Origin of the sequence: Magnetospira sp. QH-2, assembly GCF_000968135.1 — a bacterium.
GTDB lineage: Bacteria > Pseudomonadota > Alphaproteobacteria > Rhodospirillales > Magnetospiraceae > Magnetospira.
Window position 1 is genome coordinate 3,346,125 of the sequence record NZ_FO538765.1, and the last position, 22,456, is coordinate 3,368,580.

General features: G+C 61.7%; 18 protein-coding genes. 13 read left to right on the top strand and 5 right to left on the bottom strand.

Annotation, left to right across the window (positions count from 1 at the left end; all coding sequences use genetic code 11):
* Positions 1–87: 87 nt before the first annotated feature.
* Entirely contained in the window at positions 88–981 is an 894-nt protein-coding gene (locus tag MGMAQ_RS15725; protein WP_046022295.1) for a DMT family transporter, read from the bottom strand.
* 133 nt (positions 982–1,114) lie between these two features.
* Between MGMAQ_RS15725 and MGMAQ_RS15730 the strand changes: the two genes are divergently transcribed.
* The 13 genes from MGMAQ_RS15730 to MGMAQ_RS15790 all read left to right on the top strand — a co-directional run bounded on the left by MGMAQ_RS15730 (position 1,115) and on the right by MGMAQ_RS15790 (position 18,768).
* A complete protein-coding gene (locus MGMAQ_RS15730) occupies positions 1,115–2,122 on the top strand; it encodes an XdhC family protein (protein ID WP_046022296.1) in 1,008 nt (335 codons plus the stop codon).
* Positions 2,119–3,732 carry an NTP transferase domain-containing protein gene (locus MGMAQ_RS15735; RefSeq protein WP_046022297.1) on the top strand — a complete coding sequence of 538 codons (1,614 nt, stop codon included), beginning with the start codon at positions 2,119–2,121 and terminating at the stop codon, positions 3,730–3,732. Before MGMAQ_RS15730 ends, MGMAQ_RS15735 begins: the two co-directional genes overlap by 4 nt.
* Before the next feature lie 126 nt (positions 3,733–3,858).
* Positions 3,859–4,719 (top strand): IclR family transcriptional regulator, encoded by an 861-nt coding sequence (locus MGMAQ_RS15740; protein ID WP_052716460.1) that lies wholly within the window; start codon positions 3,859–3,861, stop codon positions 4,717–4,719.
* Between the two features lie 29 nt (positions 4,720–4,748).
* Complete coding sequence (locus tag MGMAQ_RS15745; protein ID WP_046022298.1) at positions 4,749–5,912, top strand: zinc-binding dehydrogenase; 1,164 nt, start codon at positions 4,749–4,751, stop codon at positions 5,910–5,912.
* 5 nt (positions 5,913–5,917) lie between these two features.
* The gene (locus MGMAQ_RS15750) at positions 5,918–6,844 is read left to right on the top strand and encodes a xanthine dehydrogenase family protein subunit M (protein WP_046022299.1); all 927 of its coding nucleotides are present in this window, start codon (positions 5,918–5,920) and stop codon (positions 6,842–6,844) included.
* The gene (locus MGMAQ_RS15755) at positions 6,837–9,716 is read left to right on the top strand and encodes a molybdopterin cofactor-binding domain-containing protein (RefSeq protein WP_046022300.1); all 2,880 of its coding nucleotides are present in this window, start codon (positions 6,837–6,839) and stop codon (positions 9,714–9,716) included. The genes MGMAQ_RS15750 and MGMAQ_RS15755 overlap by 8 nt, the downstream gene beginning before the upstream one ends.
* Positions 9,717–9,772: 56 nt before the next feature.
* Positions 9,773–10,759, top strand: a complete 987-nt coding sequence (locus MGMAQ_RS15760) for a tripartite tricarboxylate transporter substrate binding protein (protein ID WP_052716461.1) — start codon at positions 9,773–9,775, stop codon at positions 10,757–10,759.
* Between the two features lie 52 nt (positions 10,760–10,811).
* A complete protein-coding gene (locus MGMAQ_RS15765) occupies positions 10,812–11,270 on the top strand; it encodes a tripartite tricarboxylate transporter TctB family protein (RefSeq protein ID WP_046022301.1) in 459 nt (152 codons plus the stop codon).
* Between the two features lie 6 nt (positions 11,271–11,276).
* On the top strand, positions 11,277–12,794 hold the full coding sequence (locus tag MGMAQ_RS15770) for a tripartite tricarboxylate transporter permease (RefSeq protein WP_046022302.1): 1,518 nt from the start codon (positions 11,277–11,279) through the stop codon (positions 12,792–12,794).
* 14 nt (positions 12,795–12,808) lie between these two features.
* Positions 12,809–14,683, top strand: coding sequence for a thiamine pyrophosphate-dependent enzyme (locus MGMAQ_RS15775; RefSeq protein WP_046022303.1), 1,875 nt, complete (start codon positions 12,809–12,811; stop codon positions 14,681–14,683).
* Positions 14,684–14,692: 9 nt separating this feature from the next.
* Positions 14,693–16,129 carry an NAD-dependent succinate-semialdehyde dehydrogenase gene (locus MGMAQ_RS15780; protein WP_046022304.1) on the top strand — a complete coding sequence of 479 codons (1,437 nt, stop codon included), beginning with the start codon at positions 14,693–14,695 and terminating at the stop codon, positions 16,127–16,129.
* A 4-nt stretch (positions 16,130–16,133) separates the two neighbouring features.
* Positions 16,134–17,846, top strand: coding sequence for an IlvD/Edd family dehydratase (locus MGMAQ_RS15785; RefSeq protein ID WP_046022305.1), 1,713 nt, complete (start codon positions 16,134–16,136; stop codon positions 17,844–17,846).
* A gap of 10 nt (positions 17,847–17,856) precedes the next feature.
* Positions 17,857–18,768 (top strand): sugar phosphate isomerase/epimerase, encoded by a 912-nt coding sequence (locus MGMAQ_RS15790; RefSeq protein ID WP_046022306.1) that lies wholly within the window; start codon positions 17,857–17,859, stop codon positions 18,766–18,768.
* Positions 18,769–18,816: 48 nt separating this feature from the next.
* Here the strand turns inward: MGMAQ_RS15790 and MGMAQ_RS15795 are convergent, their stop codons facing one another.
* The 4 genes from MGMAQ_RS15795 to hpf form a co-directional block, all read right to left on the bottom strand.
* Complete coding sequence (locus MGMAQ_RS15795; RefSeq protein WP_158498879.1) at positions 18,817–19,797, bottom strand: polysaccharide deacetylase family protein; 981 nt, start codon at positions 19,795–19,797, stop codon at positions 18,817–18,819.
* A gap of 647 nt (positions 19,798–20,444) precedes the next feature.
* Entirely contained in the window at positions 20,445–21,284 is an 840-nt protein-coding gene (locus tag MGMAQ_RS15800) for a hypothetical protein (RefSeq protein WP_046022308.1), read from the bottom strand.
* Between the two features lie 23 nt (positions 21,285–21,307).
* Complete coding sequence (ptsN, locus tag MGMAQ_RS15805; RefSeq protein WP_046022309.1) at positions 21,308–21,772, bottom strand: PTS IIA-like nitrogen regulatory protein PtsN; 465 nt, start codon at positions 21,770–21,772, stop codon at positions 21,308–21,310.
* 14 nt (positions 21,773–21,786) lie between these two features.
* Positions 21,787–22,365 (bottom strand): ribosome hibernation-promoting factor, HPF/YfiA family, encoded by a 579-nt coding sequence (gene hpf / locus MGMAQ_RS15810; protein WP_046022310.1) that lies wholly within the window; start codon positions 22,363–22,365, stop codon positions 21,787–21,789.
* Positions 22,366–22,456 lie beyond the last annotated feature (91 nt).

The window sequence follows — 22,456 nt, forward strand, 5'->3', positions numbered from 1 at the left end:
ACATGTTGAAGGTTCAAAGGTCCTCATGCTGAGCTTGTCGAAGCATGTGTCGCCACAGGCTCGAAATCGGACTTTTTCAGCAGCCTGTTAGACCTTGGTTTGTCTCGGATGGGTGGAACTCACGGTAATCCCCGCCACGATCAAAACCAAACCGCCGACCAGTATAACCGTTATACCTTCCCCCAGCACCCAGGCGGAGGAAGAAAGCCCGACCACGGGAATCCCCTGGGAAGCAATGGCGGTGATGGTGGCAGGCAGCACCCGCGCCGCGCCGATGTAGCACCAAAAGCACAAAGCCGTGGCGATCAGGCCGTTGTAGAGCAGGATCCAAGGGAGGGATCCATCCAGCGGCAGAACCGGCGCGCCTTCACCCACGAATGAAATCCCGGCCAGGAAAACGCCGCCGATCAGCAATTGCCAGGGCAGCAAGGAAAGGTGGGGACGCTTCCAGCCATGGGACCGGATATGCACGATCACCCCGGCCCACAGCAAGGCCGAGACCAACAACATGCCGTTGCCCAGAGTGTCGCCGTTCCAGCCCCAGGGAAAGGTTAGCGGATTGAAAAGCAGGGCAATGCCCGCCATGCCCAACCCAACCCCGAGTATTTTGCGCCACGTCAGGACTTCGGCCAGAAACAGCGCGGCCAAGGGAGCGGCCCAGATGGGCGTGGTATAGGCCAACACGGCGGCCCGGCCCGGATCAACGAATAAAAGCGAGGAATGCAACAAGGCGATGCAGCCGCCAATCTGCACCAACCCGACACTCAGCAATACCGGCAGTTCCGAGCGGGTTGGAAAGCTCAGTCTCCCTTGCAGCGCCAGAATCGCGAACAAGGCTGCCCCACCCAGCAAAACCCGATAGGCGGCGAACCACAAAGGACCGATATGATCCATGCCGAGTTTCATGATCGGCCAGTTGATGCCCCAGAAGAACACCGCGACTCCCATGAGAATCCAGGCTTTGCGGAGGTCTGCTGTCATGCCGGGTCCGATCGAAGAGGGCGGGAACTAGACCTGTGTATCACCCGCGACAAGCCGCCGCGAGCGCCGATTGCCTTGACGGCTTGCTCCCCGCGCCCAAGGATAGGGGGAAAGGCAACGGGAGTTATGGGACATGGAACCCACGGAAGATCCACTGGTCACGGCGCGAACCTGGATCCAACAGGGAATCAATATCGCCTTGGCAACGGTGGTGGAAACCTGGGGCTCGGCGCCGCGCCCGGTGGGCAGCCATATGGTGATCAACGACCGGGGCGCCTTTGCCGGCTCGGTGTCCGGCGGCTGTATCGAGAATATCCTGGTTTCCGAAGCCTTGGAGGTGATCGCCGAAGGGGCCCCGCAATCCTTGTCCTACGGAGTCAGCACGGAGCAGGCCCAAGAGGTCCGATTGGCCTGCGGCGGCACCATCAAGATTTTCTTGGAAAGGTTGGACGAGCCCAGCTTGCTGGATCGGTTGATTACAGCCCGGCCGCTCGTGCGGGTGGTCGACCTTGGCAGTGGCGCTTGGGCGACTCTCGACGAAGAGACCGCGGCGGGATTGCTCACCCTTTCCGAGGGCAACCGCTCCGCTGCCATGGATCTGTTGCGGCAGGATCGCTGTGGCCTGTTGCCCGATGAGGAGCGGGATTTGATGGCGGTTTCCTATTCGAAACAGCCGCGACTGATCGTCGTCGGGGCGGTGCATATCGCGCAGGCTCTGGCCCCCATCGCCGCCTCGATCGGGTTCGAGACCATCGTCGTCGATCCCCGCCCCGCCTTTGCCCGTGCCGACCGGTTACCGGGGGTTGCCGTCCGCACCGACCGACCCGAGGCGGCCTTGAAAGACCTGGACTTGGATGACCGAACCGCCGTGGTGGCCCTGGCCCATGACCCCATGCTCGATGACCCGACCTTGAAAGGGGCGCTGGATTCTCAGGCGTTCTATATCGGCTGTCTGGGCAGCCGGAAAACCCATGCCAAACGACGTCAACGCTTGCAAAATGCCGGGTTCGATGAAGCGGCCTTGGATCGGCTGCATGGGCCCATTGGCCTGGATATCGGTGCCCGGTCGCCAGAGGAAATCGCCATCTCCATCCTGGCCGAGGTTATCGCCGCCCGGCGGGGCAAGGATCCGCGCAGATGAAATTCGGTTCCTTTCCCCTGGCCGAGGCCGAAGGGTTGATCCTGGCCCATTCCCTACGCCTTATTGACTTTTCGTTCAAGAAAGGCCGCTTGCTGTCCAAGGAGGATATATCACGGCTTGAAAAAGCAGGATTGACCCATGTTGGCGCCGCCCGGTTGGACCCAGGAGACATGCGTGAGAACGCCGCCGCCGAAGCGGTCGCCCGGGCCTTGGCCGGAGCGGGGCTGAGCCTGGCGCCATCTCAGGCCGGACGCTGTAATGTTTTGGCCGCCCGGCATGGTCTTTGCCAGGTGGATGGGGCAACCATCGACGCGGTCAATCGGCTGAACACGGGCGTGGTCATCTCCACCCTTGCGCCCGACCGGGTGGTGGGGGCCGGACAGGTGGTAGCGACGGTCAAGGTCATTCCCTATGCCGTCGCCGAGGCCGACGTCACCACCCTCTGCGCGCGACTGGATGCGGGGCGGGCGATGATGGTCCATCCGTTCCAACCGCTGCGGGTGGGACTGATCCTGACCGAGATTCAAGGCACCAAGGCAAGTCTGGTGAACAAGGCCGCCTCGGCCATTTCCGGGCGGGTCGAAACATACGGCAGCCACCTGTACCGCCAGGTCCAAACACCTCATGACGTCGTAGCGGTGGCCGAGGCCATCGGCGACTGTCAGCGCGATGGCGCCCAGTTGATCTTGATCCTCGGTGGGGCGTCGGCGGTGGACCGAGGCGATGTGGTGCCCGCCGCCATTGAAGCCTCTGGCGCGATCCTGGATCTGTTCGGCGTGCCGCTCGACCCCGGCAATTTGCTGGCTGCCGGGCGTTTGGAGGACGTTCCCGTGATCGGCTTGCCCGGCTGCGCCCGTTCTCCCAGTCTGAATGGGGTGGACCTGATCCTGCCTCGATTATTGAGCCGACTGGATCTCTCCGCCGAGGTCCTGTTGGGCATGGGCGTGGGAGGGCTGCTGAAAGACATCCCCGAGCGGCCCGATCCGCGCATCCGGCACGAGCCTGCGGAGACATCCACCCTGGCCGTCACCGCCTTGGTCCTGGCGGCGGGGTCTTCGCGACGCATGGGCGAGATCAACAAGCTGGTGGCGCCGATGGATGGGCGACCCTTGCTGCGTCACGGATTGGAGACACTCCAGAAATCCCGCATCGAAGAGATCCTGGTGGTGACCGGGTTCGAAGCGGATCGGGTGCGCGCCGCCGTGGCGGACATGGATCTTCGGTTTATCCACAACCCGCGTTTCATGGAAGGCCTCAGCACCTCCCTGAAGGCGGGGGTTCGGGCGCTGCCAACCGATGGCGGCGGCGTGCTGGTCATGCTGGGGGATATGCCGCGCCTGCGCCCCCACACCATTGATGCCTTGATGGCGCGCTTCACCGAACGCGAAGGCCGGGATATCTGCCTGCCCACCTTCCAAGGACGCCGGGGGAACCCGGTGCTTTGGCCGCGCCCCTTCTTCCCCGACATCATGGAACTGTCCGGCGACGTGGGTGCCCGCCATCTGATCACCCGATTCGCCGAGCATGTGGTCGAGGTCCCCGTGGATGATCCCGGCATTGTGATCGACGTGGATCGACCGGCAGATCTAAAGCAATCAGAGGACCATTAGAATTTGATAATGTGAAAATTGTTTTTCCCATTGCAAAATCTCCTTCGTTGGCGTTACCCTTTCCCGTGACCTGAGAGCGCTCGAAAAGAAGCGCCCATGCCTGAACAAAGGCGGCGTTGCTGTGGGATGATTCATTTGAAGCCAACGGCTGTGAAACCAGACGTGATCCCGGTGGGGACGAACGACCCGGGTCCGCCCGCGCGTCGCAAGATCCAATCGGTGGAACGGGCCCTGTCACTGCTCGAACTCTTGGCCGAGGCCCATGGCGGCGCCCGCCTCAATGATATCTCCAAGACCCTGGAGCTGAATGTCAGCACCTGCCATCATCTTCTGAGCACCCTGATGGACCGGGGCTATGTAACCCAGTCCGGTAAGGATCGGGCCTATTTCCTTGGCAACATGGTGTCGGAACTGAGCGGCTCGCGCATGCGGCAGTTCGATTTGGCCGATGTCGCCATGTCCCATTTGCGCGACCTGAACGGGCGCACCGGCGAGACGGTCCACCTGGCCACCCTGCACGGGGACGAGTTGGTGACCATCGCCCGATTGGAATCCCATCATGCCGTGCGCGTGGTATCGGGCCCCGGCAGCAAGTCCCGGGCCTTTCATGCCACCGCCACCGGCAAGGCCATCCTGGCCTGGCTGCCGGAGCGCGAGGTGGATCGGATCATCGACCGTACCGGCTTGCCGTCTTATACCGACCAGACCATCACCGACCGCGAGACCCTGACCGAGGAGCGACGCCTGGTGCGGCGCAACGGTTTTTCCGTCGATCGCGAAGAATTCCAGCCCGGCGTGATCTGCATCGGCGCCGCCATCCGCGACCATACGGGCGCGGTGATCGGGTCGTTCAGTTGTTCCCTGCCGACCATGCGGGCCGACAAGGACTATCTGAGATCCGTCGAAACCGATGTGGTGGAGACGGCTCGGGCCATCTCGGACAGCTTGGAAGGGGCGGACCAGCCGACCCCTGCCGACCCTAGGTAAATAACGAGCAAAACAAGGAGTGCTGCGGCATGGCTATGCCCGATAATGTGAAGACCAGCCCGGATTTTCCCGTTCCCGAGACTCAGAAAGCCTGGGTGCTCGATGATCCCGGCCAACTGCGCAAGACCGAAAAGCCGGTCCCGTCCCCGAGCAAGGCCGAGGTTCTGGTACGCATTGATGCCATTGCCGTCTGCGGCACCGATCTGGAAATCATTTACAAGGGCCCTCCGGCGCTGATCGAGGGCCAACAGCCATTCAATATGAACTTTACCCCTGGTCATGAATATATGGGCACCGTCGTGGCCCTCGGCCCGGGGGTCGATGAATATGCCATCGGCGACCGGGTGACAGTGGAAATCCATGCGGGCTGTGGCCAGTGCAAGCGCTGCCGCGAAGGCATGTACACCTCCTGCCACAACTACGGCAAAAACTATGGCGACGTGGACAAGGGCCACCGGGCCAACGGTTTCTCCACCGACGGCGGCTTCTGCGAATATGCTGTGAACCACATCAACACCCTGGTCCATGTGCCCGACACCATGTCCGACGAGGAAGCCACCCTGGTGGTGACGGCGGGTACCTCCATGTATGGCCTGACCGAGCTGGGCGGCCTGGTGGCGGGCGAGAGTGTTGCCGTGATCGGCCCGGGTCCCATTGGCCTGTTGGGCGTCGCCGTGGCCAAGGCCCTGGGCGCGCAGCCGGTGATCCTGACCGGCACCCGCGACAACCGCCTGGACATGGGCAAACAATTGGGCGCCGACCATGTGATCAACGTCCGCAATGAAGACGCCGTGGAGAAGGTCCACGAATACACCCACGGCGTCGGTGTCGACTATGTGCTGGAATGTTCCGGCGGCACCACCGGTGTCAACGACGCCGCCCGCATGGTCAACCGGGGCGGCAAGATTTGTCTACAGGCCTTCCCCGGCGAGCCGGTGGCGGTGGATATCGCCCATCTGGTGCGCAACAACATCTACATCTATGCCATCCGCGGCGAAGGCAAGAGCGGCACCCACCGGGCGGCGGCTTTCATGGAGCAAAAGCGCTTCGACGCCACCTTGATCCATACGCATACCTTCGACATGGATGACCTGCCGGAAGCCATCCGTCACGCCAAGGACCGGGTGGACGATGCCATCAAGGTGGTAGTGAAAAACAACTACGCCAACGCCCAACAAGCAGCGGCGGAGTAACGTCCATGCTCTCTTGCGACCAATATCTGACCCCCAAGACCCTGCACGAAGCCTTGCAGGCCTGGTCCGGTGCGCCGCAAGGGAGTCGCCTGCTGGCTGGGGCCACCGATACCCTGCCCTGGGCCCGTCAAGGCCGGGCCGGCGACCTGGCGGGGGATGCCCATGTGCCAACCATTGTCGATGTATCCGGCATCCCCGAGCATGACGGATACCAGGTACTCGCCGATGGACGCGTGAGTTTGGGTGCCAACGTAGTGTTCGAGCAATTCCTCGATGATCCGGAGCTGGCGGCGCTTCTACCGCATATGCGGTTCTGTGCGGTCTGGTTCGCCGATGACCAGATTCGCAGGCAGGCCACCCTGGCTGGAAATGTGGTCAATGCCTCCCCCGCCGCCGATGGCGTACCGCCACTGGTGGCCTTGAATGCCACGGTGGAACTGGCCCGATTGGAAGGCGACGGCATCGCGCGGCGCTCGGTTCCGGTGGCGACCTTTATCACCGGCCCCGGCCAGACCGATTTGCAACCCGGCGAAATGGTCACCGGTATCTCGTGCGAAACGGCCAAGGGCTACGGTGGCGCGTTCGAAAAAGTCGGACAGCGGCGCTCACTGGTCATCTCCACCGCCTGTGCCAGCTGTTGCGTCAAGCCCTTCGAGGATGGACGGTTGATCAAGGATATCCGATTGGCCCTGGGTGGTGTGGGTCCTGTGCCCATGCGCCTGGACGACGTGGAAGATTTCCTGCGTGGCCAACCGATTACCGGCGATATTATTGCCCAAGCCGCCGAAATGCCCATGGACCGGGTCGCTTCGCGCACCCGCCGCGACTATCGCCGCGCGGTGGTCAAAGGCTTTACCGAGCGCGCCATTTTGCATGCCCTGGCCGATGCCGGAGTGGTGTTGGCAGATGAAATGAAGGTGGCCCATGGCTGAGATCCTGGTTGAACTGACCGTCAACGGTCGCAAGATCAAACGGCTGGCCAAGGCCCATTGGCGGCTGATCGACTTCCTGCGCGATGAATTGCATCTGACCGGCACCAAGGAAGGATGTGGCGCCGGGGAATGCGGCACCTGTTCGGTGTTCGTCGATGGCAGCCTGATGAAAGCCTGCCTGTTGCCGGTGGCCAAGGCGCAAGGGGTCAAGGTACAGACGGTCGAGGGGCTCGCCGGGCCCGGCGACCTCACCCCGGTTCAAAAGGCCTTTTACAAAACCGGCGCCAGCCAATGCGGCTATTGCATTCCCGGCATGGTGATGGCGGCAACGGCGACCCTGCGCGCCAACCCCCACGCCGATCAGGCCGAGATCAAGGAACGCATGGGTGGGAATATCTGTCGCTGTACCGGCTATCAGAAGATTGTCGAGGCGGTGGAATTGGCCCGCGATGTGATGAATGGGGCCCTGCCCGCCAGCGCTCTGGACGCCGAGGACCATGGCGACAGCTTCATCGGCAGCAACGTGCGCCGCATTGATGCACCGGGCAAGGTTTCGGGCGCGCTCAAATATGCCGGTGACATGGTGATGCCCAACATGCTGCATGTGCAGGTCCTGCGCAGTCCCCGGGCCCATGCGAAAATCGTCACCCTTGATACCCGCGCCGCCGAGGCCCTGGATGGGGTCGAGGCGGTGATCACCTCCGCCGACGTGCCGGGGGTCGACGGTTTCGGGGTGTTCGTCCATGACCAGCCGATCATGGCCCGCGACAAGGTCCGCTACGTGGGCGAGGCGGTGGCCGCCGTGGCCGCCGAGGACCTGGAAACCGCCAAGCAGGCTCTCCGCCTGATCGACGTGACTTACGAAGATCTGCCAGCCGTTTTCCATGCCGAGGAGGCCCTAAAACCGGGGGCACCGGTGCTGCACGACCGCGCGCCGGACAACCTGGTCAAACATATCCCCATATGCAAAGGCGATCCTGAAAAAGGCTTTGCCGAGGCCGACGTGGTCGTCGAGAACACCTATGAAACTCAGGCCGTGGAGCATGCCTATCTGGAGCCGGAAGCCGGATTGGCTTATGTGGATGCGGATGGCGTAGTGACTATCCAGTCACCCAGCCAGAACATCACCCATCACCGCCATATGCTGTCGGATATTCTGGACCTGCCGATCAATAAAATCCGCATGATCATGAGTCCGGTGGGCGGTGGGTTCGGCGGCAAGGAAGATATGATCTATCAGGGCATGTTGGCCCTGTTGGCCATGAAGACCGGACGTCCGGTCCGCTTGGTCTTTACCCGCGAAGAATCCATTATCTCGACTTCCAAGCGCCATCCGGCTCGCATCTCCTACAAGATGGGCCTGAAAAACAACGGGCGGATCGTTGCCAGCCAGATCAAGTCGGTCTGCGATGGCGGGGCCTATGGCATGTCCACCGAAGGGGTCATGCGCAAGATGGCCATCCTCGGACCGGGCCCCTATGACATCCCAAACGTGCGCATTGATACCTATGGGGCCTATACCAACAACACCCCCAGCGGGGCCTTCCGTACCTTTGGAGCCATGCAGAGCCAATTCGCCACCGAGACCCACCTGGATATCTGTGCCGCGAAACTGGGGCTGGACCCGTTCGAGATCCGCCGCATCAATGCCCTGAAAGGCGGCGACACCACCCATACCCAACAGCCGCTTGAGTCAACCAGCGCCGCGCGGGTGCTGGAGGCGGCCCATGACGGATCGGGTTGGGAAGACGGCGCGCCGGTTTCGCGCGGTGAGACGCGCGGGGACCTGGGACGGTCAGACCTGCGCGCGCCCTGCACTCTTGGCGCCCGTTTGGTGTCGCGCGCAGGGAGCGACAGGGGCAAGGCCCGGGGGCGCGGCATGGCGGCGTCTTGGTATGGTATCGCCCGCACGGCGGCCATGGACCGGGCCGGGGCCTGGGTCGAACTGGATGATGGCGGCACCGCCAAGGTGGTCACCGGCGTGACCGAGATCGGCGAGGGCATTCTCACCGTGCTGGCCCAAGTGGCGGCGGAAGAACTGGGCATTCACCCTGAAGACATCACCCTGGGCGACAACGATACCGCCCGTTCGCCGGAAGCCGCCCATGCCGGGGCGACGCGCCAGACCTATATGATCGCCAACGCGGTGGCCATGGCCTGCCGTGATGCACGCGATAAATTCGACCGCGAGATGGCGGCCCATTGGGACGTGGAGCCCAGCCAGATCGAAGCCGCCAACGGCCAGATCTGGGCCCGCGAGACCAACCTGCGCATGACCATGGCCGAAGCGGTCCATGTCTGTAAGGCTCAGCGGGGCTTCGTGCCCGTGGGCTCGGGCAACTATACCGCCCACCACACCGGCCTCGACCCGGTGAATGGATCGGGAAAACCCTGGCAGGCCTACGTATTCGGCTGTCAGGTGGCCGAGGTGGAAGTGGACCGGGTGACCGGCGAGGTGCAGGTGCTGGGCATTTGGGCCGCCCACGACGTGGGCCGGGCGGTCAACCCGCGCGGTGTCGAAGGTCAGATCGAAGGCGCCGTGGTCCAAGGATTGGGCCAAGCGCTGATGGAGGACTACAAGCTCAACGAGGGCCATAGCTCCACCGACAGTTTCGCCAAGTATATCCTGCCCACCTCGCTGGATGTGCCACGCATCAATTCCATCATCATCGAGGATCCAGATCCCCTGAGCCCCCTGGGCGCCAAGGGCATCGGCGAGCCGGCCTTGGTGCCGACAGCGCCAGCGATTCTCAATGCCATTTACGATGCCGTCGGCGTGCGCATCACCTCGATGCCCGCTACGCCTGAAAAGATTCTCGCCGCACTTCATCAAAAAAACCACGACAGCAATCGTCGAGACGCGGCAGAGTAAGGAGTGAAAACGACATCACACGATCACCAGGGAAAACCCATAAGGGAGGACAATCAATGAACCGCTTTAAGAATATTTCTCGTCGCAGCATGATGCTGGCTTCCGCCGTGGCCGTGGCCGCGACGGCCTTTGCCGGAATGGCCCGGGCCGAATTCCCCGACAAGCCGATCCAGTTCATCATACCGTTTGGCGCCGGCGGCAGTGCCGATATCGAAGGCCGTCTGCTGGCTCAAGAGATGGGCAAGGTTCTCGGCGTGCCAGTGGTGCCGGTCAACAAACCCGGCGGCGGCGGCGCGGTGACCTATACCTATGTCAAGAACGCCAAGCCCGACGGCTATACGGTGGCCTGGAATTCCACCTCCATCTTGACCTCCACCAACATCGGCAACGTGCCGTTCAAGCATGACGCCCTGGATCACTTGGGACAGGTGGAGTATCAACCCATGCCGTTCGCGGTGAAGGCCGACGCCCCTTGGAAGACGCTCCAGGAGTTCGCCGACTACTGCAAGGCCAATCCGGGCAAGATCAAGATTGCCAACTCCGGCACCGGCAGCGCCACCCATATTGCTTCGCTGGCCATGGTCAATGCCATGGGCTGTGAAGCGATCCATCTTCCCGTCGGTGTCAAGCGACGCAATGCCACCGTGCTGTCCGGCGAGGCCCATGCGGCCAATGGCCCGGTGACCGCTTCCTTGAATCTGGCCAAGGCCAATAAGATCCGCCTGCTGGCCGTGCCCAGCTCCAAGCGCAACGCGGTCATCCCCGACGTGCCGACGGCAAAGGAACTGGGCTTTGATGCCGATATCGACCTGTTCCGCGGCCTATCCGTGCCCAAGGGAACTCCCTTGGAAATCAAGGCCAAGCTGGCCAATGCCATGATCATGGCCGCCAAGTCGGAGCCCTTCATGGGGCTGGCCAAGAAAAAGGGCTTCACTGTCGCCCCCATGGCCCTGGATGAGTTCAACGCCATGCTCAAGCGGGAAGACGCCAAGGTCAAGGACATCATGATCAAGGCCGGACTCTATCAGTCCAAGGCGAAGTAACAAGGGAGCCAGAGACCCGTTAACCATCACGCCGACGAGGGGAGCCAGGACCATGACCATGCCGATGAAAAACATCGTCGCCGCGATCATTTTCGCGATGCTGGGCATTGGCTATGGACTGCTCGCCTCGTCGTTGCCGGACCGGAGCGGTATTGCCGTTCCGGGCCCGGCCTTCTTTCCCTATCTGATCGCCGGATTCATTGTTCTGCTGGCAGTGGCCCTGTTTTACAAAGGGCTCACAGACCACCGCAAAACCCAGGATCTGGCCCCCGGCGCCCGAATTCCCTGGCGCGGGGTTGGGCTCATCGGCTGGTTCGCCCTGTTCATTGCAGCCTTGCCCTATTTGGGATTTCTGTTTGCCGGTATCCCGTTTTTCGCCGGTTTGATGTTCATGTGCGATACCCGGCGCTGGCTGAGCATTTTGTTGTGGTCGGTGGCCGTACCTTTGGTCCTGTTCTATCTGTTTCGTGTCGGCTTCAGCATTCTGCTGCCGCATGCCCAATGGATGTGAGGCGGCATGGATAGCGAAGTCACCCTCGGATTCCTGCAAGCCACTCAATACGGCAGCCTGATCGCCACCGCCATCGGGGTGCTGCTGGGGCTGGTGGTCGGCATGATCCCCGGCATGACCATCAGCACCGGGTTGATCATCGTGTTGCCCATGACCTTTGCCATGGACCCGAACCTGTCCATTGCCCTGCTGCTGGGTCTTTATGTGGCGGGCATGACCGGCGGCAGCTTCTCGGCTGTTTTGCTCAATATTCCCGGCACGCCTTCAGCCTCGGCCACCGCCATCGATGGCTATCCGCTCACCAAACGTGGCGAACAGGCCCGCGCCCTGGGCATCGCCATCGTTGCCAGTTTCCTGGGCGGCCTGTTCAGTTTCGGCTGCCTGTATCTGATCTCACCCTTCCTGGCCAATCTGGCCTTGGAATTCAGGGCGGCGGATTTGTTCTCGCTGGTATTTTTCGGCCTGACGGTCATTTGCAGTTTTGCCGCTAAATCGCTGGTCAAGGGACTGCTGTCGGCGGCCTTGGGGCTGATGATCGTCTCGGTGGGCCAGGACCCGATGATGGGCACGGCACGCTTTACTTTTGGCGATGCCAACCTGCTATCGGGCATTCATTTCCTGACCGCCATGATCGGCCTGTTCGCCATTCCACAGTTGGTGGAGAACGTCTGTACCCAGATCACTTTCAAGCCTGATAAGACCCGCCGTTTCGGCCTGCGTCAGGTATTTCCCGCCCTGGCGGATCTGAAGCGCATGTTGGTGCCGGTCTCCATTGGCGCACCCATCGGCTCGTTCCTGGGCGTGCTGCCCGGTGCCGGCGGGCCCATCGCCGCTTTCATCAGCTACGACTACGCCAAAAAGGCCAACAAGCAGCCGGACAAGTTCGGCAAAGGCGCGGTGGAAGGCATCGCCGCCCCCGAAGCGGCCAACAACGCGGTGGCGGGCGGCGCCCTCATTCCCATGATGACTTTGGGTATTCCCGGCGATCCGGTGACCGCCATCTTGATTGGCGCCTTGATGGTGCATGGCATGGCGCCGGGACCGATGCTGTTCCTGGAGCACGGGGATTTCGCCTATGGGCTGATCTTCTCGTTCTTCTTTGCCAACATCTTCAACCTGCTGATCGCCCTGGCCGGCATTGGCACCCTGATCAAGGTGCTGGCCATCCCCCGCACTTTGTTGATGCCGACCATCGGGCTGCTCTGCATCATCGGCAGCTATGCCTTGCGCAATTCCTTCTTCGATATCTGGGTAATGCTCGGCTTTGGGCTCATCGGATTGGCCATGAAGTGGCTGAACATGCCGGTGGTGCCCTTGTTGCTGGCTTTGGTGCTCGGCAAGCCGTTAGAGGAACATCTGCGCGTCGCCCTGACCTCGTCCCAGGGGGATGTAAGCGTGTTCTTCACCTCGCCCTATAGCGTTTTCTTCCTCACGCTGGCCGCTCTGTCGGTGCTGTGGTCGCTGGTGCTCGAACCGCGCCGGGCCCGGGCCAAGGAATTGAAATTCTCCAATATCACCAAATAATTGAAGGCCCCGCCATGGACTCCGATCATACCCAAGATATTCGCCGCCGTGCCCAGGCCATCGCCCGTCATGGCGGCATCGCCGCCGCCATCGACGCCGGAGACCTGGATAAACAGTTCGAGACCAGCCTGTCCGAAGGGCTGGTTTTGGGGCTGCTGAAACAGGGGGTGCGTAAATACCTGGCGATCCTCGGTCATGGCTCCACGGACTTGGGCGAAGTGCTGCGCTTATACGAGGCCGAGGGCGTGGTGCGCACCTGGAATTTCCGCAACGAGGTCGCCATGGCCCATGCGGGAACGGCCCTGTCCTGGCAATATGGCGAGGTGCCCGCGGTGGTGACTTCCATCGGGCCGGGGGGCTTGCAGGCCATGGCCGGGTCCCTCGCCGCCGCCTCCAACGGGGTCGGCGTCTATCACATCTATGGCGATGAGACGACCCACGGCGAAGGCTACAACATGCAACAGATCCCCAAGCCCGAGCAGGGACTCTACGGGACGCTGACCCGGACCATGGGCGAAAGCTATGTGATGCATACGCCCGAGGCTCTGCGGGACATGCTGCGCCGAGGCACGGGACGGGTGCATCATCCCACCAAGGCCGGACCGTTTTATGTCCTGCTACCGCTCAATACCCAGCCGCAGCGCATGCATGTAAACCTGGGCGCGCTGCCCGAAAAGCTATCGGTGCCGCCGATGATCGCCGCCGACGAAGACGCCTTTGCCGCCGCCGCCGAGGCCATCGGGACCCACAAGCGCATCGTGATCAAGGTGGGCGGCGGCGGACGGGCGGCTCCGACGCAAATCCGCGACCTGGCCGAAGCCATTGGCGCTGCCGTGGCCCTGTCCCCCGGCGCCACCGGGGTGCTGCCCGATGCGCATCCGCAGAATATGCATGTGGGGGGCTCCAAGGGGTCCATTTCCGGTAATTTCGCCATGGCAAACGGAGACCTTCTGATTGTCATCGGCTCGCGCGGGGTCTGTCAGGCCGATAGCTCCGGCATCGGCTATGAACAGGCCGAGACGGTCATCAACATCAATGGCGACCTGGCCGATGTGGCCCACTACAACCGCACCATCGCCCTTCAGGGGGATCTGACCGTCACCATCGATAAGCTTTTGGCAGTGCTCGACACGGTGGACCTTTCCCAGCGAATTGATTGGCTGAACCGTTGCGCGGCCAAGAAAGCCGAATGGCTGGCATTCAAGAAGGATCGTTTCGAAACGCCACCCCTGGATGACCCGGCCTTTGGGCGTCCACTGCTCACCCAGCCCGCCGCCCTCAAAATTGTCGCCGATTTCGCCAAGGCCCATGGAGCGGTGAAGTTCTTTGACGCGGGCGATGTGCAGGCGAACGGTTTCCAGATCGTCGAGGATGAGGCACCGGGAGAAACCTATACCGAAACGGGCGCCTCCTATATGGGCTTCGCGGTCAGCGCCGTGACGGCGGGCGGCATTGCCGACAATCCGCAATATGGCATCGCCTTTACCGGCGACGGTTCGTTCATGATGAACCCACAGGTGTTGATCGACGCGGTGGAACACGGCGCCAGGGGCATGGTGGTCATTTTCGACAATCGCCGCATGGCCGCCATTTCCGGATTGCAGATGGCCCAATACGGCGTGGACTACCGCACCAATGACTCGGTGGCGGTGGACTATGTGCAATTGGCCTCGGCGGTGACCGGGGTCAAGGCCGTCGACGGTAGCGGCGATGGCGCCTCTTTGATGGCCGCCCTAGCCGACGCCAAATCCCATGACGGTCTCTCGGTGGTCCATGTCCCGGTCTATGCGGGCAAGGATGAACGGGGCGGCATGGGCGCTTATGGATCGTGGAACGTTGGCAATTGGTGCGACGACGTTCAAAAACGCTGGCATAGCCAGGATATCTAAGGAAAAACCATGTACGAACAATACGGACTGTATTTCGACGGCCATTGGCACGCGGCTTCCGACGGGGGCCTGAAAGAGGTTTATGACCCGGCCACGGAAGCGGTGCTGGGCACCATCCCGGCGGCCACCATCGGGGATCTGGACGCCACCCTTGCCTCGGCGGAAAAGGGCCTGAAGCTCTGGCGCGCCACCAATCCCTGGGAACGGGGGGCGGTGATTCGCAAAGTCTCGACGCTGATCCGCGAGCGGGTCGAGGTCATCGCTGAAATCATGTCGGCGGAAACCGGTAAGCCGGTGGCCGAGGCCCAGGCGGAAACCAATGCCGCCGCCGATCAATTCGAATGGTATTCGGAAGAAACCAAGCGCATCTATGGTCAGACCATCGAGGGACGGACCCCCGATGTGCGCATGACCGTGCGCTATCAGCCGGTGGGCGTGGTGGCGGCTTTTTCAGCCTGGAACTTCCCCGCCTTGCTGCCGGCGCGCAAGATCGCGGCGGCGCTGGGTGCGGGCTGTTCCATCATCGTCAAACCGGCGGGCGAGGCCCCTGGCTCCTGCATGGCGCTGATTCAGGCCTGCCACGATGCGGGCGTTCCGGCGGGCGTGGTCAATTTCGTCACTGGCGAGTCCTCGCTGATTTCCCCCTACCTGATCAAGGCCGAGGCGGTACGCAAGGTCTCGCTGACCGGGTCGGTGCCGGTGGGCCAGCAGATCCTGCACATGGCCGCCGACGGGGTAAAAAAAGTGACCATGGAGCTGGGCGGTCATGGCCCGGTGTTGGTCTTCGACGACGCCGACGCCGAAGCGGCGGCCCGTACCTGTGCCGCCACCAAGTTCCGCAATTGCGGCCAGGTCTGTATCTCGCCGTCGCGGTTCTATGTGCATGAATCGGTCTATGACACCTTTGCCAAGGCCTTCGCCGAGGTGGCCAAGGGACTGGTGGTGGGACGCGGCCTGGATGCCGGGGTACAGATGGGCCCCATGGCCAATGCCCGCGGCCTGGCCACGGCCAAGGAGATGATCGCCGATGCCACCGGGCGGGGCGCCGACCTGCTGGCGGGCGGCGGCACACCCGAGGGCATGGCCAAGGGCTATTTCCTGGAACCGACGGTTTTGGGCCGGGTGGGCGACGACGCTAAGATTATGATCGAGGAGCCCTTTGCTCCGGTGGCGCCGATCACCACCTTCACCAACCTCGACGAGGTTCTGGAACGGGCCAATTCCCTGCCCTTCGGCCTGGCAGGCTATGTGTTCACCTCCTCCCTGCGCACCGCCCATATTGCTTCGGAAGCTTTGGAATGCGGCATGGTCGGGGTCAACGAGATGTTGCTGGCCTGCGCCGAGGCGCCGTTCGGCGGCATCAAGGAAAGCGGCATGGGCCGCGAGGGTGGCTCCCTCGGCATCATGGATTATCTGGAACCCAAATATATCAAGATGAAGCTTTAATGGTATGAGTGATCAAGAAAAACCGAAGGGTCTGGCCCAGGGCCTGACCAACTACGGCGATGCCGGTTTCGCGGTCTATCTGCGTCGGTCGTTCGCCAAGTCCATGGGCTTTTCCGGCGAAATGCTGGCCCGGCCCATTGTCGGCATCGCCTATACCCCCAGCGGCTTCAACAACTGCCATCGGCATTTCCCGGAAATGCTCGAAGCAGTGAAGCGTGGCGTCATCGCGGCGGGGGGCCTGCCTCTGGAATTCCCCACCGTGTCCTTGGGCGAGGTCTTCCTCAATCCCACCAGCCTGTTTTATCGCAACCTCATGTCCATGGACACTGAAGAGATGATCCGCGCCCAACCCATTGATTCGGTGGTGCTGATGGGCGGTTGCGACAAGACCGTTCCGGCCCAGCTCATGGGCGCCGCCAGTGCCGGGAAACCGGCCATTCAACTGGTCGCCGGGCCGATGATGACCAGCCGCTACGGCGAAGAGCGCCTGGGCGCCTGCACCGACTGCCGCCGCTTTTGGGGCAAGTACCGCGCGGGAGAGGTTTCCGACGAGGAAATCCAGACCATCGAGGGCGGGCTGGCGACCACGGCAGGCACCTGCGCGGTGATGGGCACCGCCTCGACCATGGCCTGTCTGGCCGAGGCCCTGGGCATGATGTTGCCGGGCACCGCCGCCATTCCGGCGGTCCATGCGGATCGCTTGCGCGCTTCGGAAGCCACCGGCAAGCGGGCGGTGGAACTGATCGGCTCCGACCTAACCCCCGACAAGATCATTACCGAACAATCGGTGGAAAACGCCTTGCGGGTGCTGCTGGCCATCGGCGGCTCCACCAATGCCATTGTCCATCTCATCGCCGTCATCGGTCGCCTGGGGATCAAGATTTCCCTGGACCGCATGAACGAACTGTCCGACGACACCCCGGTGTTGGTTAACCTCAAGCCCACCGGCGAGGCCTATATGGAAGATTTCTTCGCCGCCGGGGGTATGTCGGCGGTGCTGCGGGAACTGAAACCGAAGCTGCATCTGGACTGCCTGACCATCACCGGCGAAACTCTCGGCGAACGCATGGCGGCGGAAACGGACGCCTATGTGGATCGTCGGGTCATCGCCGCCTCGGAGACGACCGTCGAACCGGTGGGAGGATTGGTGGCGCTGTTTGGGACCCTGGCGCCACGCGGGGCGATCCTCAAACGCTCCGCCGCAGACCAGAACCTGTTTGAAAAAGAAGGCCGAGCGGTGGTGTTCTCGTCCCTGGACGATCTGGCCGCGCGGATCGACGATCCGGATCTGGACGTCACCGCCGATGACTTTCTGGTGTTGCAAAACGCCGGACCGAAGAGTCCCTCGGGCATGCCGGAATCGGGCTACCTGCCCATTCCGTCCAAGCTAGCCCGGGCCGGGGTTAAGGACATGGTGCGCATTTCCGACGCCCGCATGAGCGGCACGGCGTTTGGAACCATCGTACTGCATGTGGCCCCCGATGCCGCATCCGGCGGCCCTTTGGCGCTGGTCCAAGACGGCGACCGCATCCGGCTCAGCGTCGAAAACAGACGCATTGATCTGCTGGTGGACGAGGCGGAACTGGAAAAGCGTCGGGCGGCCCTGGAGGCCCAGCCCAAGACGCCGCCACCCAAACGTGGCTACCAGAAACTCTACTACGACACGGTTTTGCAGGCCGATGAAGGCTGCGATTTCGACTTTCTCCAAGACACGTGAGGAGCTCCCCATGAAGGACAATCTGTACAGCTACATCAAACCGGGCCTGGTGCATTTCAAGGCCTATCCGCAGGTGATGCAGGGCCGCGACTACGTGGCCACCCTGGAAAAGATCTGCGAGGACGATTTCTGGACGGTGGTTGAGGTGGGGCCGGTCAAGGACGTGCGCGAACGGGACCGGGCGCGCAAAATGCTCGAAGTCACCGGCATGACCATCTGCTATGCCACCCAGCCCACCGTGTTGCCGCAGAAGCTCAACGCCCACCATTTCGATCCGGCCGAACGGGCCCGGGTATGGAAGATCATCAAGGGCTGCGTGGACGAGGCCTATCAATTGGGCGCCACCAACCTCCGCGTCATGTCGGGCAAGGACCCGGGCGACGAGAAGCGCGGCGAGGCCAAGAAGATCTTCGAGGATTTCCTGCATGAGATCTGTGACTACACCAAGTCTCAGGGCGATATGTTCGTCACCTTGAAGGTGTTCGACCGGGATATCGACAAGGCGGCGCTGATCGGCAGCTTCTCCGATACCCGCGACGTGGCCAAGCCGGTGTTCGAGGCCCACGATAATTTCGGTGTGCTGGCTGACCTGTCCCACTTCCCGCTGTTGCGCGAGGACCCGGAAACGGCGCTGAATATGGTCAAGGATTTCAAGATGCAGTTCCATATGGGCAACTGCGTCATTGAGGACGGGCATTACCTGTATGGTGATCTGCAACCCCGCTTTGGCGTGCCCGGCGGCTCCATCGACATGCCGGAAGTGCGCGACTTCTTCGCCTTGCTGCTCAAGATGGGGCTGTTGAAGGCCGGAGACCCGACCATTGTCAGCGCCGAAGTGCGGCCCTTGCTGGCCGAGGAAAGCTCGGCTCTGGTCATCGCCAATGCCAAGCGGGTGATCCGCGAGGCCTGGGCCACGGCCTGATCAGGTTGGGGTCTTGGGGGCTGAACGCGGTCTCCCAGGACCCCATTCTCACAGGCGAGATTCCCCCGCGACAAAGTACGCCCGATAGTCACTGGCCGTTCTCGGAACGACGCCGCCCAGCGCCGTTACATAGGAAAGGTACTGGTCGATCTTGTCGATGAACTCTTCCACATCTTCGTGGGTCTTCACATAAGGTGTTCCATTGCGCATGACGCTTGGAGAGTGAAAGCCGAGCAAAAGGGTTTCCTCTCCTTGCTTGATTACGGCATCGGTCAACTTGATCATGTCTTTGAGTGAATACCCTTCCGGGCTGAGCTGGAGGGTTTCAAACAATCCCGCATGGCTCAAAATCCCTTCGGCCCGGAGCTGTTTGACCAGTTTCGGGGCCATCAAAGGAGAAAGCCATGGGCCAAGAAAGCGCAACGGCCCAAGATAAGCCCCTGTACCGGGAATACGGAGCAGCCCATTGCCGGGGCTGTTCCAATGGGCTTTCAGACTGACCCGACGATAGTCCGGTCCCCCGTCCATCGCATAGTAGCCCGTTGCTTTGATGCTCATATCGACTTGGTACCCCAATTCTTCGAGGATCGCCCCGGTATTGGGTCCAAAGCTGTACCGCCCCCCGAGAAAAGACAGAGGTTGAATGCCGATCTTTTCCTTGATCGCTTCGGTGCAGGTCTTGATTTTTGCATATTCCAGATCGCGGGGATGATTGCCGTGGTAGCTCTCCGATGGATCATACGCAGGATCGATCGGCGGTGTGACCCAAGGATGGATATGGCAGCCAATCTCGACCCCCGATTGGGCAACGAAATCTCTGAAAACAGCGGCGCTTTCTTCGTTGGAGACAATCGGATACCCGAGCATCCAAGTCGCTTTCACGCCGTGACGGTCAAAAACGTCTTGGACTCTTCGAAGCCCGGGCACATGGGTAACCCCCGCGTTTTCAGACGAGAACGGCTTATTCCAATCGAACTCTTCTTCCGTATGGACAACAACTAACAGGCTGATGTCTCTCTTATTATTCATAAACCAATTCCTTGGTATCGGGGCGTCCATGCCTCAGCCATTTCTCGCCAGCGGATCAACATGGCTCATCCGTTGACGGACTCCTAGCTTAGGATTTGGTGATCCGGGTCGCGTGCCACAAATCGGAATTGAAAAGGGACGGAATCTATATACCGAGCCTTCACCATAGCAGGCAGAGAGTCGCTGAACTCTCCCGAAAAACTAGTGGCTCATCCAGGAAGGGTCAATGTGATTCCTTGCCGGTTCCAGCACACCGCTCAGGCAGAATCGAGGGACCAAGCGCTTGGCCATCATCCCCGGGACGGGGGAATAGACCTGCTTTCGTGCCGTTAAGCCATTTTTGGCAACGGAGAGGCCCGCAAACAAAGCGCCCGGGAACAGCTTCTGGCCTCCCGCCGCCGGAGAAGCAATCCGGAACGGAGCATCCGACCACTCCCGCGTCACCACCCTCAGGCAATCCCCCAGGCAATCGCCGAGGAACGGGTTGCGTCTTGGGCCGGACCTGCCCCAGAGACGAAAACGGCGACCCGAAGGCCGCCGCTGACAATAGATTGGCAGTCTGTCACATCAATAGACGACGAGCGCGTGTCTGGCAGGTCCGTTTGGATCCACCAGACGCGACGTATTTAGAGGCCTTCGTATTCGCCCTACCCCAACGCCTGCTTGATCGCCACATAGGCCTGCCCGATGGTCTTGTCACGCATGACCAGGCGCAGGTGGTGGCGCGACAGGGGCCGGTCGTTGGTGAAGTGCATGAACCAGCTATCGGCCCAGGCGGTATTGACGCACAGGGTCACCAAGCGGATATCGCCGCGGAACTCGTCCAGCAGCAAAAACGAATAGCGTTCGAAGATGTGATAGATCCAGGGCCAGTTGAACCGCTTGTCCAACGCCGTCACGGGGTGCGCGCCGTACAGATGATTGGAAAGCGGCAGCTCTTCCTTGGCCGAATTCGGGTTTTCCTCATAGGTGTCATACACATGGCGCAGCACAGCGGCATGGCGCGCGGGAGTGAGTACCATCACCCCGGTATTGGCCCAATCACTCACACTCTCATCGAGACCGGCGGCGCGATAGGTCTCGGCCACCATATCATCCAGGGACGTCACCCGTCCTACGGAGCGCTTGATATGAACCGTCAGATCATGGGCGCGGGACGACACCAACCCCACATGGTCGGCGGGTACCCGCGAGACCACACAGGGCGCCAAGTGGTGATTGATGAGAATATCCGTATCCAGCCAGACAACCCGGTCGTACCGAGCCACCTCGGGGTGCTCAAGGATCAGCAGTTTCTGCCAATTGGGGGTGCGCTCGGTTCCCCGGGGCGACGGGTCCAGATAGTCGCGGATGGGGATGATGTCATAGCCGTAGCGGGCGCCATAGTCCTGCCATGACGGCCGAACATTTTCGTCCCAGAACTTGAAATAGTCGTCGTCGCCGATGATGACCGTGACCAGAGCTTTGTCGTTTCGAGGCGTGCTCATGGTCGGCGTATCCCGGATTCCGGTCAGGCGGCGCGGCTGGTGGCGGCCTCGGTCAGCAAAGCATAGAGGGCTTCGGCACGGTTCGTGCCACGCAGCTTCTCGCAGACCCCGGCATCGCGCAGAAGGCGGGACACCCGGGCCAGGGCCTTGAGATGATCCGCACCGGCGGATTCAGGCGCCAACAGCAAGAACACCAGATCCACGGGATGCTCGTCGATGGATTCGAAATCGATGGGGTTTTCCAGCCGCGCGAAGACTCCGTACAGGCGCTCCAGGCTGGGCAGTTTGCCATGCGGAATGGCGATGCCATTGCCAACCCCGGTGGTGCCCAGACGCTCGCGCTCCAACAGCACGTCGAACACCGCCCGTTCGTGCAGGCCGGTAATGTCGGCAGCCCGCTTGGCCAGTTCCTGCAGCGCCTGCTTCTTACTGGTCGCCTTAAGATCGGCGATAACGCTCTCGGGACTCAGGATGTCCACGATTTCCATGGCCGTAATCCCCTTCAGCTCTCAGACCCTTCCGGGTCAATCCAACCGATATTGCCGTCCGGACGCCGATAGACCACGTTCAACCGTCCATGGGCGCGATTATGGAACAGCATCACACATTGATCGGCCAGATCCATGCGCATCACAGCCTGACTGACGGTCAGGTTGTCCACTTGGGTCGGCAGCTCGGCGATGATCACGGGCGCCTCGTCGCCGACCGGTTCGTCGACTCCGCTATCGTCCTCCGGCGCCAGCACGTATTGCTGGGCGGTGATCTTGGCTTCCGTCGCTTGATCTTTGTGATAATCCTTGATGCGGCGCTTGTAGCGGCGCAGCTGCTTATCGATGCGCTCCAAGGCGCCATCAAAAGCGCCATAGGCCTCATTGCCTTTGTTGACTCCTTGGACCACGAGGCCACGGCCCGCATGAACCTGTATGTCGGAGCGGAACTGATGCGCTTCCTTGGAGAACACGACCGTGGCATCAATGGCCCGGTCGAAATACTTTGCGACAACGGCGGAAAGGGTGTCGTCCACATGAACACCGAGGGCTTCCCCCACGTCCATGTTTTTGCCTTTAACGGTTATATCCATGCCTTGGAACTATTTCCTGTTGTTCCCGGGTCACTTACGCCGAAATCCACGTGACCGGCGCTCCGCCGGGGCGGTGGTTCGGGAGAAGGTG